The organism is Sporosarcina sp. Y352 (genome assembly GCF_056786535.1).
In genome coordinates, this window is record NZ_JBXCJE010000002.1 from 117,154 (window position 1) to 131,981 (window position 14,828).

At 42.3% G+C, this 14,828-nt stretch carries 14 protein-coding genes and 1 other annotated feature; of the genes, 10 read left to right on the forward strand and 4 right to left on the reverse strand.

Annotated elements, in window-relative coordinates; all coding sequences use genetic code 11:
- Positions 1–17 precede the first annotated feature (17 nt).
- Positions 18–827, reverse strand: a complete 810-nt coding sequence (locus AC1TO6_RS03500) for a Cof-type HAD-IIB family hydrolase (RefSeq protein ID WP_482100219.1) — start codon at positions 825–827, stop codon at positions 18–20.
- 137 nt (positions 828–964) lie between these two features.
- Between AC1TO6_RS03500 and AC1TO6_RS03505 the strand changes: the two genes are divergently transcribed.
- The 4 genes from AC1TO6_RS03505 (at position 965) to AC1TO6_RS03520 (ending at position 5,035) form a co-directional block, all read left to right on the forward strand.
- Complete coding sequence (locus tag AC1TO6_RS03505) at positions 965–1,732, forward strand: prolyl oligopeptidase family serine peptidase (protein WP_482100220.1); 768 nt, start codon at positions 965–967, stop codon at positions 1,730–1,732.
- Between the two features lie 54 nt (positions 1,733–1,786).
- A complete protein-coding gene (locus tag AC1TO6_RS03510; protein WP_482100221.1) occupies positions 1,787–2,095 on the forward strand; it encodes a metal-sulfur cluster assembly factor in 309 nt (102 codons plus the stop codon).
- 163 nt (positions 2,096–2,258) lie between these two features.
- Positions 2,259–2,744, forward strand: coding sequence for a ribonuclease E activity regulator RraA (rraA, locus tag AC1TO6_RS03515; protein WP_482100222.1), 486 nt, complete (start codon positions 2,259–2,261; stop codon positions 2,742–2,744).
- Between the two features lie 155 nt (positions 2,745–2,899).
- Complete coding sequence (locus tag AC1TO6_RS03520; RefSeq protein ID WP_482100223.1) at positions 2,900–5,035, forward strand: ATP-dependent Clp protease ATP-binding subunit; 2,136 nt, start codon at positions 2,900–2,902, stop codon at positions 5,033–5,035.
- A gap of 90 nt (positions 5,036–5,125) precedes the next feature.
- Here AC1TO6_RS03520 and AC1TO6_RS03525 read toward each other — a convergent pair whose 3' ends face one another.
- Positions 5,126–5,308: a DUF2929 family protein gene (locus AC1TO6_RS03525; RefSeq protein WP_482100224.1), complete on the reverse strand. Its 183-nt coding sequence runs from the start codon at positions 5,306–5,308 to the stop codon at positions 5,126–5,128.
- Between the two features lie 186 nt (positions 5,309–5,494).
- Between AC1TO6_RS03525 and AC1TO6_RS03530 the strand changes: the two genes are divergently transcribed.
- The 3 genes from AC1TO6_RS03530 (at position 5,495) to AC1TO6_RS03540 (ending at position 9,107) form a co-directional block, all read left to right on the forward strand.
- Positions 5,495–6,427 (forward strand): beta-ketoacyl-ACP synthase III, encoded by a 933-nt coding sequence (locus tag AC1TO6_RS03530; RefSeq protein ID WP_482100225.1) that lies wholly within the window; start codon positions 5,495–5,497, stop codon positions 6,425–6,427.
- Between the two features lie 78 nt (positions 6,428–6,505).
- On the forward strand, positions 6,506–7,741 hold the full coding sequence (gene fabF, locus AC1TO6_RS03535) for a beta-ketoacyl-ACP synthase II (protein WP_482100226.1): 1,236 nt from the start codon (positions 6,506–6,508) through the stop codon (positions 7,739–7,741).
- A 1,201-nt stretch (positions 7,742–8,942) separates the two neighbouring features.
- Positions 8,943–9,107, forward strand: coding sequence for a hypothetical protein (locus AC1TO6_RS03540; RefSeq protein ID WP_482100599.1), 165 nt, complete (start codon positions 8,943–8,945; stop codon positions 9,105–9,107).
- Here the strand turns inward: AC1TO6_RS03540 and trpS are convergent.
- Positions 9,058–10,044, reverse strand: a complete 987-nt coding sequence (trpS, locus tag AC1TO6_RS03545; RefSeq protein ID WP_482100227.1) for a tryptophan--tRNA ligase — start codon at positions 10,042–10,044, stop codon at positions 9,058–9,060. The two genes, AC1TO6_RS03540 and trpS, sit on opposite strands and share 50 nt — an antisense overlap.
- A gap of 47 nt (positions 10,045–10,091) precedes the next feature.
- Positions 10,092–10,348 (reverse strand) — a binding site (T-box leader).
- A 59-nt stretch (positions 10,349–10,407) separates the two neighbouring features.
- Positions 10,408–10,752 carry a DUF3899 domain-containing protein gene (locus AC1TO6_RS03550; RefSeq protein WP_482100228.1) on the reverse strand — a complete coding sequence of 115 codons (345 nt, stop codon included), beginning with the start codon at positions 10,750–10,752 and terminating at the stop codon, positions 10,408–10,410.
- A 239-nt stretch (positions 10,753–10,991) separates the two neighbouring features.
- On the opposite strand from AC1TO6_RS03550, the gene AC1TO6_RS03555 reads away from it, so the two are divergent.
- The 3 genes from AC1TO6_RS03555 (at position 10,992) to opp3C (ending at position 14,818) form a co-directional block, all read left to right on the forward strand.
- Positions 10,992–12,701, forward strand: a complete 1,710-nt coding sequence (locus AC1TO6_RS03555; RefSeq protein ID WP_482100229.1) for a peptide ABC transporter substrate-binding protein — start codon at positions 10,992–10,994, stop codon at positions 12,699–12,701.
- 168 nt (positions 12,702–12,869) lie between these two features.
- The gene (gene opp3b, locus AC1TO6_RS03560) at positions 12,870–13,799 is read left to right on the forward strand and encodes an oligopeptide ABC transporter permease (RefSeq protein WP_482100230.1); all 930 of its coding nucleotides are present in this window, start codon (positions 12,870–12,872) and stop codon (positions 13,797–13,799) included.
- Entirely contained in the window at positions 13,799–14,818 is a 1,020-nt protein-coding gene (gene opp3C, locus AC1TO6_RS03565; RefSeq protein WP_482100231.1) for an oligopeptide ABC transporter permease, read from the forward strand. Before opp3b ends, opp3C begins: the two co-directional genes overlap by 1 nt.
- The last annotated feature ends 10 nt before the right edge of the window (positions 14,819–14,828 follow it).

Sequence of the window (14,828 nt, forward strand, 5' to 3'; positions counted from 1 at the left end):
CCATTGGGTACATATAGTTACTTCAAGTGTAACCTCTCTCTAAGGACACGTGCAATGCCATCTTCGTTATTGGTATCAGTCACTTCATCCGCAATCGATTTCAATCTGTCAATTCCATTGCCCATTGCAACTCCAACCCCAGCATAGTCAATCATTTCTAGGTCATTGTCTTCGTCACCAAATGCAATAATCCGTTCTTTCGGAATATTCATCCATTTGGATACATGAGAAATGCCTACCGCTTTATTCAACCCATGCCGAACGATTTCGATGACTTTCCATGGTGCACCCCATTGGCGGTGATCAATAACTTCAGCGTGCACGTCACCGAGATGCCGTCGGATGGTATCGACTTTATCGTCAGGTGCATGGATTAATAAACTAGTCGGATTGACTTGTAAAAACTTACGGATGTCGCCTTGTGTAATTGTAGGATTCCCAAAACCAAAAATATCAAGCAATTTTTCGTCATGATAGTGCATATATACATCATCCATCACTTCAGCAACGATATTATGGAACGTAAATTCCTGCATTGCATCAATGACATCATTGACTACTGGAAGCGAAATCGTCTCATGTATGATTTTCCAAGATTGATCGCCTGGATGGTGTACGAAAGCACCGTTGAAATTAACGATGGGCGTCTTAAGCCCAAGTTGACGATAATACACTTCACTTGCTCTGTATGGCCTACCGGTTGCAATCATGATGTGGTGGCCATTATCCTCTGCTAATTTTAATGTGCTTTTTGTTTTATCTGATATGACTTTTTCATCTGTGAGTAACGTCCCGTCAAGGTCGAGGACGATTAAATGTGGCTTCAAAAAAAACGCCTCCTTCTGTTAATTAGTCTATCGTTAAAGTGTGATGCACGTCAAAAAATTCCAACGCATAAACCGTACTTTTTGTTTTATTAGAAAAACTTTGGTAGGCTAGATTGAAAAGGAACAGGTGATTGTCTATGATGATAACTGACGAATCTTGGGGAAGTATCCCATTACTTCATATAGTGGAAGAAGAGTTTGCAGACAAACAAGTGCCTGTCGTTATTTTCTTCCATGGATTTACGAGTGCTAAAGAACATAATTTGCATTACGCATATAATATAGCGAAAAAAGGTATTCGGGTTCTACTGCCTGATGCGCATCTGCATGGCGCTAGGGGAGAGGATTTGGACGAAGTTCAGTTGAGTTTGCGGTTTTGGGAAATTGTCTTAACCTCCATAGAAGAAGCTGGTTTCTTGCATGACGGACTGCACAAACGGGGCCTTCATCCGACAGGGAAAATTGGTTTGGCGGGGACTTCGATGGGTGGCATTACAACGCTCGGATGTCTTGCCCTTTATGAATGGATCGACACGGCAGCGGTTATGATGGGCGCACCAGGATTCGTTCAGTTGGCAAAAGCGCAAATGGCTGAGTTTGAGCGACGCGGTTTTAAATTACCTATAACAATTGAAGAAAAGCAGAAGCTACTGGCAACATTAGCAACGTTCGATTTAACGAAAAACCCATCACTCCTAAACAAGCGACCTGTCTATTTCTGGCATGGTGAGCAGGATGCAGTAGTGCCTTATGAACCGACGCATAACTTTTATAAGGCCGTCAAAGCAGCATATACTGACACGCCCGACAACATTAAATTTGTTTCGGATAAAAATGCAGGGCACGCTGTTTCGAGGACGGGAATGCTAGGAGCTGCGGAGTGGCTTGCTGTTCATTTGAAATGATGGAGCAAACTCTGTTATGATGGGACTATCAAACGCAGGGAAAGAGGGATGTAGATGAGTCAGGATATGAAAGACAGTATGATGGGCGCACTGGAAAACGTAATTGACCCGGAACTAGGTGTCGATATCGTCAACTTAGGGCTTGTATATGATGTTGAACTCGACGAAGAAGGTACTTCAAAAGTTACGATGACACTTACATCGATGGGCTGTCCGATGGGGCCGCAAATCGTTGCCAACGTGACACAAGAACTAATGGAACTCCCAGAAGTGAAAAATGTTGATGTTAACATCATTTGGAATCCACCATGGTCTAGAGAAAAAATGTCACGCTATGCAAAAATAGCGCTTGGCGTTAGATGATACCAATATCCAGACTGTGTGACTTAGAGATGAGTCATGCAGTTTTTTTGTTTGAAAAATCTACAAAGTCGAACGTAATTCAAACATAGCTTTAAATTAATACCTGGTAAAAAAGGAATCTGGAATTAATGTCGAATGATATACATAAAGGGAGTGGATGATTTTGTCGATAAATACAGCTGATGTGTGTGACGATTTTGCAAGTGAGTTACAAGTATGTGCCATTGAATTTAAATCTTATGGTAAAAATAAAAACTTTTCTGGTCCGATTGCAACGGTTAAAGTATTTGAAGATAACGTTCAAGTAAAAGAAGCGCTGCAAACAATTCCCGAGGGCAGCGTTCTCGTGGTTGATGGAGGCGGATCCAAAAGATGTGCACTACTTGGAGGAAACCTAGGTGAAATTGCGGAAACACGTAAGCTTGCCGGTATAATTATATATGGTTGTGTCCGCGATACAACTGAACTTTCAGCGCACAACATCGGTGTTCTTGCGCTTGGAAGCAATCCAATGAAGACTATAAAAGTGGGTAATGGGGAGCGGGATATCGTGTTACGCTTCGGAGACATCGAATGGACGCCAAATCATTACGTTTATGCTGATGAGGATGGTGTCGTCGTCGCTCCTCGAAATCTATTTAGCAACTGACAAACCTCTGAGAAGGAAAGCCTCTTCTCAGAGGTTTGTCCTTGTTTACAATCCAGTGCAAATACTTTACAACAAATTCAATTCATCCTATAATTTAATTAGTCAAAGATAGTCAAAGTCGGAATTAACCTATAGAAAGGTGGATGGTTATGCGAATGGATGGACAACAAGAAGACCAGCGTACACCTCTTGAACAATTTGGACGCAATCTTGTCGAAGAAGTAAAAAAAGGTAAAATGGATCCAGTTATTGGACGTGATGAAGAAATTCGAAACGTCATTCGGATTTTATCGAGAAAGACGAAAAACAATCCTGTTTTAATCGGTGAGCCTGGCGTTGGGAAAACAGCAATCGTAGAAGGGCTCGCACAGCGGATTGTGAAAGGCGACGTGCCTGAAGGATTGAAAGACCGTCAAATTTACGAACTTGATATGAGTTCACTTATCGCGGGTGCAAAATACCGCGGTGAATTTGAAGAGCGCTTAAAAGGCGTACTGAAACAAGTGAAAGACAGTGCAGGCGAAATCATTCTATTCATCGATGAAATCCATACCATTGTCGGTGCTGGAAAATCTGAAGGTGCAATGGACGCTGGAAATATGCTAAAACCAATGCTAGCACGTGGCGAACTGTATTGTATCGGGGCTACAACGCTCGATGAGTACCGCATGAATATCGAAAAGGATCCAGCACTAGAACGTCGTTTCCAGCAGGTACTTGTACGCGAACCTTCCGTGGAGGATACCGTATCAATTTTACGGGGTTTGAAAGAACGCTACGAACTTCATCATGGCGTGCGCATTCATGACCGCGCGATTGTCGCAGCGGCAACCTTATCGGACCGCTATATAACAGAACGTTTCTTGCCGGATAAAGCAATTGACTTAATCGATGAAGCGAGTGCGATGATTCGTACTGAAATCGATTCGATGCCATCTGAATTAGATGCAGTGACACGTCGGATTATGCAACTTGAAATTGAAGAACAAGCTATGCGTAAAGAAAAAGATGCAGTGAGTAAAAACCGTCTAGACGTACTGCGGGGTGAATTGAAAGAACTGAAAGATTCGTCCGCAGGAATGCGTGAGCAGTGGGATTCGGAAAAAGCGGCATTGCGTGTCATTCAGGACAAACGCGAAAAACTAGATCGTTTCCGGCGCGAACTGGAAGATGCTGAAAATCGCTTTGATTTAAACAAAGCAGCGGAACTCTCTTATGGAAAAATCCCAACGCTTGAGCAAGAGTTGCATGAACTGGAGGCCATCCTCGTAGATGGTCAGGAAAATCGACTGCTCCGTGAAGAAGTAACGGAAGAAGAAATTGCAATGATTGTTGCGAGATGGACGGGCATTCCAGTGACGAAACTCGTTGAAGGTGAACGTGAAAAACTGCTGCGTTTGCGTGAAACACTTGAAGAGCGAGTTATCGGGCAAGATGATGCGGTTCAACTTGTAACGGAAGCCGTATGGCGTGCGCGTGCAGGTATTAAAGATCCAGACAAGCCTATTGGTTCATTCCTGTTCTTAGGGCCAACCGGCGTCGGAAAGACTGAACTAGCGAAAACACTTGCTGCAACACTGTTTGATTCGGAAGATCATTTCATCCGCATCGACATGTCGGAATACATGGAGAAACACAGTATATCGAGACTGGTCGGCGCACCACCTGGCTACATCGGTTACGAAGAAGGCGGGCAGTTGACAGAGGCGGTTCGTCGCAATCCATACGCGGTCATCTTGTTGGATGAAATCGAGAAAGCACATCCGGACGTTGCAAATATCTTGCTACAAGTGCTAGATGACGGGCGGATTACCGATAGTCAGGGAAGACTCGTAAATTTCACAAATACAGTTGTCATCATGACGTCGAATATTGGCTCAGCCTACTTGCTTCATGGTTTGGACGATACAGAAAATCATGCCGCAGAAGATCTCGTTATGGCTGAATTAAAAAATCATTTTAAACCTGAATTATTAAATCGAATGGATGATATTATCATCTTCCATTCGCTAACAGGAAATTCTTTCCGCAGGATTGCACGAAAAATGATTGAAGACCTCGTCAAACGATTACGCATGCAGGAAATTGTTTTGGAATACAGCGAAGATGTGCTTGATTGGATTATTAATGAAGGAACAGATGCCGATTTCGGTGCACGTCCATTGAAGCGGTTCATCCAGCGCCATGTTGAAACAATTGTTGCAAAAGAAGTCATTAAAGGCGATCTCAAGCTGAATGATAAGCTCGTTCTTACTATGGAAGAAGGAAAACTGGTTATTCAGCTAGTCTAAAAGAAAAGCCGCGGCGCTTGAATTCCGTGGCTTTTTCTATGGTTTATCCAATAAAAAACCATCTCCGACGTGGGAGATGGTTTTTGTTGATCAATTATCTGCAACTTCGCCGTTTGGTAAAGCTTCACCCAAGATGATGACGACTACACCAACGATTAAAGAAACAACCACACCTGCCATGAAGTCAAATGGTACGTTGGCAATTGCACCAGTTACATAGTTCAACATTGTGATTAAACAGAAAGACCAGAAAAATGTCATTACGTATCTCATCGAATTCACCTCTACATTACTATTTCATTATTTATCATAGCACAGCAAGTGCATTGGAGAAACTATTTTCCATGGAATCAGAAGTTTATTTGGCGAAAAAGTGTCAGCGGGTTGAAAAATCAGCCTGTTTCTTTTATAGTTAAGAGCAGGTACTAATAATAGATGATAAAGAGCGGGGGATGCGAAATGAATGCTGGTATATTAGGCATGGGTAAATACGTGCCAACACAAGTTTTAACGAATGCGGACCTTGAGAAGCGTTTAGATACTTCAGATGAATGGATACGTACAATGACAGGCATCGAAGAAAGACGAATTGCAGATGATTCAACGAATACTTCTCATATGGCCTACAATGCCGCAGTGGAAGCGATTGATAAAGCAGGAATTAAGCCAGAAGAAATCGGACTAATCCTTGTTGCGACAGTAACACCGGACCGACCGTTTCCTTCTGTAGCTACTATGCTTCAAGAACAGTTAGGCGCAACACATGCAGCAGCAATGGATGTTTCAGCGGCATGTGCAGGTTTCATGTATGGTATTGTAACTGCGAAACAATTCATCGATTCGGGAACTTATGATTATGTACTCGTTGTCGGTGTTGAAAAACTTTCAAAAATCACCAACTGGGAAGACCGCAATACCGCAATTCTTTTCGGAGACGGTGCGGGTGCTGCTGTCATCGGAAAAGTGAGTGAAGGACGTGGAATTCTGTCATTCGAACTTGGTGCAGACGGAAGTGGCGGCAAACATCTTTACCAGGATGAAAAACTTGTCATGAACGGCCGCGAAGTATTCAAATTTGCTGTTCGTCAAATGGGAGAAACGGCTGAAAATGTTATTAAAAAAGCGGGTCTTCAAAAAGAAGATATTGATTTTCTCGTTCCGCATCAAGCAAATATCCGAATTATGGAAGCATCTAGACAACGACTTGGTTTACCAGTCGAAAAAATGTCGAAGACAATTCATAAATATGGTAATACATCTGCGGCATCTATTCCCATTTCACTTGTCGATGATTTAGCTGAAGGCAAAGTAAAAGATGATGATGTCCTTGTTCTTGTTGGATTCGGTGGAGGGTTAACATGGGGAGCTTTATGCATCAAGTGGGGACGTTAAGAATTGGGGAAATACGTTTCAAAATGGTTTGGCAATAACTGATCGAATTATCTTATATAGAGGGGAAGTTTATACGCTATGGAAACAAAACGTGTAGTAGTTACAGGAATTGGTGCTGTTTCTCCATTGGGGAATTCCGCTGAGGAGTCATGGAGTGCGGCATTAGAAGGCAAGTCTGGAATTGGACCATTGACAAGACTTGACAGTGATAAGTTTCCTGTAAAAGTAGCAGCAGAAGTTAAAGACTTCGATATCGAAACGTACATCTCGAGGAAAGATGCACGTAAAATGGACCGATTCACGCATTTTGCGCTTGCATCCTCGATTATGGCGATGAAAGATGCGGACCTGGTACTTGAAGGCGACTTAGCGCTTCGTACAGGTGTATGGATTGGATCAGGCATCGGTGGCATGGAAACACATGAACAACAGTTTCTAACGTTCCAAGAGAAAGGCTACCGCCGCGTTAGTCCATTTTTCGTTCCAATGATGATACCGGATATGGCAGCCGGCCAAGTTTCCATTTACCACGGTGCAAAAGGCATTAATTCATGTACAGTAACAGCTTGTGCATCAGGTACGAATTCAATAGGCGACGCATTTGAAGTCATCCGTCGAGGTGAAGCGGATGTCATGATTACCGGCGGGGCAGAAGCACCGATTACAACGATGGCTGTTGCTGGTTTTTGTGCAAACACAGCTTTATCACTAAATCCGGATCCAGCAACTGCATCACGTCCTTTCGATAAGGAACGTGACGGCTTCGTAATCGGAGAAGGTGCGGGGATTCTCATTCTTGAAGAGTATGAACATGCTGTCGCACGCGGTGCGAAAATTTACGCAGAAATGGTCGGTTACGGTTCGACAGGTGATGCATATCACATAACAGCTCCAGCACCTGGTGGCGAAGGCGGTGCGCGAGCGATGATGCAAGCGATTGAAGACAGCGGCATCAGTCCTGACAAAATCGATTACATCAATGCCCACGGGACCAGCACAGCGTATAATGATCAATACGAAACAATGGCAGCAAAAACAGTTTTCGGTGAGCATGCTTATAAACTTGCAATGAGTTCAACCAAATCAATGACGGGTCATTTACTTGGTGCGGCAGGCGGATTGGAAGCAATCTTCACAGTGAAGGCGCTACAAGAAGGAATTCTTCCACCGACAACAAATTATGTCAATGCGGATCCTGAATGTGATCTTGATTATGTCACTGAAGGTGCACGTAAAGCCGACATCACTTATGCAATGAGCAACTCTCTTGGTTTTGGCGGACATAACGCTACACTCGTGTTCAAAAAGATTTAAATTTAAATGGTTGGGCGTCCCTTTTAAAAGGGGCGTCTTTTTTTGCTTGGTTAGGTATTGGATCCGGTTTATAAACAGCGCGATGGCAATTAACGACAGTATATATACATAGAGTGAAACGGAGATTCTGCTAATACCGCTCTGGCGCTTTGTGGTGCCTCTCGCGATAAGCCAGAAAGGAGGGCACTTTCCGTCTTATCGCTTCGGCTACCACGTAGTCGCGCCTGCGCTGGAAGGTCTATTTTAGAAAGCACATTTCGTTATTGAGGATGAGATTGGTAAATGTTAATTCCATAAAATGAGAGAATGAGTTTGACAACAGTATGTATATATAGAACGAACCAGAAAGCCGGCTAATACCGCTTCAGCGCTTTGTGGATGCCTCCCGCGATAAGCCGGAAAGGAGATCGCTTTCAGTCTTATCGCTTCGGCTACCACGAAGTCGCGCTTTCGCTGGAAGGTCAATGTAATAGGAAAGCTTATTTCGTTATTGGAGATTTGACTTGCAATCTATAGTGCCTTTTTCTCCAATGAAATTAGTATCAAATAGTAATCACATTATAATCTCAGTGCATACATCTCAGAATTACTATCAATAATGGAACGCTCCAGCGCAAGCGCGACAAGGGGCAGCCGAAGCCCTGAGACAGGATGCGAAGCGCTAATCCAGGCTCATGGCGAGAGGCATCCCCAAAGCGCCAAGCGGTATAAATTCCACACTCTGAACTAAAACTCTATCAATAATGTTACACTCCAGCGCCGGCGCGGCAAAGGGGTAGCCGAAGCCATGAGAATGGATGCGTAGCGTTAATCCAGGCTCATGGCGAGAGGCATCCCCAAAGCGCCAAGCGGTATAAATTCCACACTCTGAGCTAAAACTCAATCAATAATGTTACACTCCAGTGCCGGCGCGGCAAAGGGGTCGGCGAAGCCATAAGACTGGATGCGAAGCGTTAATCTAGGCTCATGGCGAGAGGCATCCCCAAAGCGCCAAGAAATCTAAATTCCACACTCCAAATTGCCCTAGCCATATAAGCCAGCCAACTATATCTCTAAATTTACCCCACACAAAAGCCCCTCTTTCGTCTAAAAGAGGGGCATGCAGTCATATAATCAAAGAAAATCAAAAGGACGATGCATAATGACAAGGTTATTCCTATTCCTTATGAGCTACGGACTCATTGTCGTTACAGTTTCAAATATGATTTTCTATTTTAACTACAGATCACTAGGATATGAGTGGTATCAAATATTCTATTTCATTTTACGTACGGCAGATTTTACACTGTTCGTTATTTCCGCAATCGTGATCATTCTTACCGTCTACGTCCGAGCCCCATCGCGGCCTCCATCTTACCGAGAGTGACAGACGCAATTGCGTTTGCTTTCTCCGCACCTGTATCCAGAATTTCATCAAGAACAGGTGAATCCAACAATTCATAATATCTTTCTTGAATAGGCGTCAAATGATTAATAACTGCTTCAGCAACACCCGCTTTAAATGCACCGTATCCAAGACCATCGTATTTCGCAACGAGATCGTCAATTGACACGCCAGACAATGCAGCTTCAATCGTTAGCAGATTTGATACGCCAGGCTTATTCTCGATATCGAATGTAACGATGCCTTCTGAATCAGTCACTGCGCTTTTGATTTTCTTTTCAATATCTTTCGGTGAATCGAGAAGAGAGATGGTTCCCTTTTTGTTGGGGTCGGATTTACTCATTTTCTTCGAAGGATCCTGAAGGGATTTGATGCGTGCACCGTTCTTTGGAATCCGGACTTCAGGAATTGTTAAGACCTCGCCATATCTTTTATTAAAACGTTCCGCCAAATCTCGTGTTAACTCGAGGTGTTGCTTCTGATCATCGCCGACTGGAACGATGTCAGTGTTATAAACTAAAATATCAGCGGCCATAAGTGGTGGATATGTCAGCAAGCCAACCGAAACACCTTCTTTGCCTTCCGTCTTATCTTTAAATTGTGTCATGCGCTCAAGCTCACCAATCGTTGAAATACATTGCATCATCCATCCTGCTTGTGCGTGCGCCGGAACTTCCGATTGGATGAATAATACCGCCTTGGAAGGATCAATCCCGCTTGCAATATAAATTGCAGCTAGAGAACGAATGGTTTTTGCAAGTTCCACTGGATCCTGTTGAACTGTTATTGCATGCTGATCAACAATGCAGAACAGACATTCAAAGTCATTTTGCAACTCTGTAAATTGACGGAACGCTCCAATGTAGTTGCCAAGTGTCACTGTTCCCGTAGGCTGAACGCCTGAAAAAATGGTTTTCATCTTTACATCTCCTCCTCAATCATAAAAAACATCAGCCGTCCCCGTAAAAAAGGGACGACTGATGTTTGATCAACCGTGGTACCACCCGAATTGCCCGAAGGCCACTCTGATTCCCATAACGCGGGGGACGTGACAAATTTCCACATGGTTCGTTCAAAAAAATCAAGCTAAATTGAACGAACTCAAGTGGGTTGACTTGTCAGGCTCGGGATCCCATTCTTCCAGTTTAGTATGCCTGTTTGCACCAACCACAAGCTCTCTGTAATACGAATACTGAAATACTCTTTTCCTTCAAAGCCATTCGCTATAAATGTTATTCACCATTATAAAACGTAATACAAAAGAATGCAATAGGCGAGCTACTTATAGATAGAAGATAATGAGAGCGATTCCCATTACAGCGAGGATGAGTGCACCAACGCTTAGAAATGAGCCAACATTCCCTGTGAATATTTCTGAAGGTTTTCGCATCGACATGACATCTTCCATTCGTTTCTTAGATGTAAATACTTTTCTCATGCTCACCGTGAATACATCAAAAAAACCGGTTGAAAAAACAAGTGAAACCAAACCGATGAACAATATAATACCACCAATGATGAAAGATGCATTTATATAAGAGAGGAGAGTCATCTCTTTAAAATAGACAAGCATCAAAAGGCTAATTAGGAGATGTGCGATTAGAAAGTTACGAATAATTGTTCTCATAATAACTACCTCGTTCCAAAGTAATGGTAATGGTATAGAGAGAAAAAATCAATAGTACAGAAGAAAGTTTATAAATGTTTTATCAAAAAGTCCTACTGTAAGCGTTATCAATCTAGCATTATAGGAATAATATCTGTGTTAGTACACTATGATATTTTAAAAAGGTATGTACAACTGAAATAATCATAGTATAATAATGAGGTACCTAGTTATCAGACAATTTAGAGGAGGTCATCGATTTGAAAACCCACAAGTTTATGTGGCTAATTAGTATCATGCTTGTACTTAGCGTGTTCCTAGCAGCGTGCGGCGACAAAAATGAAGACGCAGGCACTACAGAACCGGAAAAAGACAAAGAAGACAAAGGAACTACTGAAGAACCTGCTGAAGATGTAGCACAAGTTCTTAATTTGATTGAAGAGGCAGAGATTCCTTCTATTGACTCATCAATTTCAGAAGATGCAGTTGGTTTCAACGTACTGAACAACATCATGGAAGGGCTTTACCGCCTTGACCAAGAAAGCCTTCCGGTACCAGCTATGGCAGAAGGCGAGCCAGAAATCAGTGAAGATGGACTGACTTATACATTCAAAATTCGTGATGCACAATGGTCAAATGGAACACCTGTAACTGCACATGACTTCGTATATGCTTGGCAGCGCGCGATTGATCCTGACACAGGTTCACCTTACGGACCGTACTTGATGGCAGGAATGATTAAAAATGCTACTGAAATCGGCGAAGGGAAAGCAGAAATTGCAGACCTAGGCATTAAAGCTGAAGATGATAAAACTCTTATCATTGAACTTGAACGCCCGGTTGCTTACTTCCTATCACTTATGTCTTTCGGGACATTCTTACCACTTAATGAAGAGTTTGTAACAGCACAAGGCGACAAATATGCATCTAACTCTGACGCCATGATTTATAACGGCCCATTCTCATTATCTGATTGGGATGGTACAAGCGGTTGGAAATATCTTAAAAACGATAAATATTGGGATGCAGAAACTGTAAAACTTGATGAAATCGTTGTTGACGTTGTCAAAGAAACTGCAACAGCAGTTAAATTATATGAACAAGGCAAGAAAGACCGTGTAAAACTTTCTGCTGAATACGCAATGCAATTTGCTGATAATCCAGACATCGTCAATGAGATGGAAACAGCAGTATTCTACTTCAAAATGAACCAAGAACGTGGTGGTAAGGCTACGCCACTTGCTAATGCTGACATTCGTAGAGCAATTGCCACAGCGTATAACAAAGAAGAACTTGCAGACGCAGTTCTTGCCAATGGATCTATCGCTGCAAACTTCTTAGTACCAACTGCTTTCACATTTGACGAAGACGGAAAAGATTTCCGTGACTACAGCAAGGAATTCGCTGTGTATAACGTTGAAGAAGCACAAGCTTCATGGGCAAAAGGACTTAAAGCATTAGGTACAGATAAAGTTGAACTTGAAATCCTTGGTGGAGACACTGAAAATGCTAAAAAACAACAAGAATGGTTCAAATCTGAACTTGAAAGAAACCTTCCAGGTTTGACGATCAAACTGAAAGAAGTTCCTTTCGCTGTACGTCTTGAACTTGATGATACAAGTGATTACGATATTCAATCAGCTGGATGGGGCCCTGACTTCCAGGATCCAATCTCGTTCATGGAATTGTTCGTAACAGGAAGCCCACAAAACAAGATGAACTACTCTAATCCTGAGTATGACAAATTGATTGAATCTACAAAAACGACAATCGCAACTGATCCAGTAGCACGTTTTGAAGCTTTTGCAAAAGCTGAACAAATTCTTCTTGAAGATGACGTGGCTATTGCACCTCAGTATCAACGCGGAAGAATGGTTCTTATGAATCCAGCAGTAAAAGATCTTGCTACACATCCATTCGGTGGCGACTATAGCTACAAATGGGCGTACATCGACGCTGCAGAAAAGTAAGAATAACAATTTGTTAGCTTAAAATCTTATAGAAAAGAGAGTATATGGGTATTTCTGACCATGTACTCTCTTTTTCACTGAGATGGAACAAACTAAAAATTCATTTTATCAATTTATTGCAAATTGACTATGTAGTAGGTTTAATACGAATTTCCAGGAGGTATGAAAATGGCAAAGTATATCACAAAACGCGTGATTTATATGTTCCTATCACTATTTCTAATCGCATCATTTACATTTGTCCTTATGAAACTGCTTCCAGGGTCCCCGTTAGCTTCCGCAGAAAAATTATCCATTGAGCAAAGGGAGGTCGTTTATGAGAAATATGGCTTGAACGATCCAATCCCCGTACAGTACGTCAGGTATATGGGGAACCTTGCAAAAGGTGACTTTGGTGTATCATTCCAATATAAAAATGCGGATGTAACTACTCTAATTGTGAAGAAACTAAAATACTCAGCTATTCTAGGTGCCCAAGCGCTCATTTTCGGTACTTTAATAGGAATCGCTCTCGGGATGATTGCTGCTTTGAAGCAAAACACAGTCTGGGATTATGGAAGTACAATAATCGCAATTCTAGGAATTTCGATACCATCGTTTGTCTTTGCCGTTCTGCTACAATATGTCTTTTCGGTATGGCTTGAATGGCTGCCTGTCGGTCTTTGGGAAGGATGGAAGTCAAGTATTCTGCCATCCATCGCACTAGCAATGGGCCCGATTGCCGTCTCGGCAAGGTTCATTCGTACAGAAATGATAGAAGTATTAAGTTCAGACTATATTTTGTTAGCGAAAGCGAAAGGTGCAAACTGGTTTGAGATAGCTTTCAAACATGCATTTCGTAATGCGCTTATTCCACTCGTCACGGTACTTGGACCGCTCGCAGCTGGATTATTGACAGGATCACTCGTAGTAGAGCAGATTTTCGCAATTCCAGGTATTGGTGAACAGTTCGTCACTTCTATTAGCACGAACGACTTTTCTATCATCATGGGTACGACGATGTTCTTCTCAGTCCTCCTCATTGTGATCATATTAATTGTGGATATTCTTTATGGGATTATTGATCCGCGTATCCGTTTGTCTGGAGGTTCCAATTAATGAATAAAAACTTTGATAAATTACCAAAGGATTCGTTTGAACGGATTACGATAGATAGTTCACATGCAGAAAGAATTTCGAAACCTAGTTTGAGTTTCTGGCAAGATGCTTGGCTTCGTATTCGGAAAAATAAAGCAGCTATCGTTAGTATGTTTGTTTTAATCTTTATCGTATTTATGGCATTTGCTGGCCCTTACATGGTTGAACATGATCCAGAGGATGTAAGAGTAGCGCATGCGAGCTTGCCACCGAAAGTTCCAGGACTTGAAAAACTAGGGATTTTCGATGGTGAAGGTAAACTTGGTACAAAAACAGTCAATCTCTATGAACTGAAGAAGGTTGACGAGTATTACTGGTTTGGTACAGATAGCCTAGGACGAGATTTGTTTTCACGTCTATGGCAAGGAACGCAAATTTCTTTAATCATCGCTTTCGTTGCTGCTTTCATTGATGTTGTAATAGGTGTTATTTACGGTGGGATTTCCGGTTATTATGGGGGTCGAACCGATGACATTATGCAACGGGTTGTCGAAGTGTTAATCGGAATTCCAACGCTAGTCATCGTAATACTGATGCTAATGATTATGGAACCGGGTATCTGGGCAATCATTATTGCCATATCGATAACCGGATGGATCGGCATGTCTCGTATTGTCCGCGGCCAAGTCCTTAAGTTTAAAAATCAGGAATTTGTCTTGGCGGCCAAAACGTTAGGTGCAAGTGATAGACGAATTATCAGCAAACACATACTACCGAACATTATGGCGATCATTGTTATCAATATGATGTTTACAATTCCGACTGCGATATTCTTCGAGGCTTTCTTAAGCTTTATCGGGCTTGGTCTTCAAGCGCCAGAAGCGTCTCTTGGAACGCTGATTAATGATGGTTATAAATTCATTCAGTATCAGCCGCATATTTTGTTCTTCCCGGCATTTGTTTTGAGTATTCTGATGATCTCGTTCAACTTAATCGGGGACGGAATGCGTGATGCACTTGATCCGAAAATGAAAGATTAAAGGAGGAAAG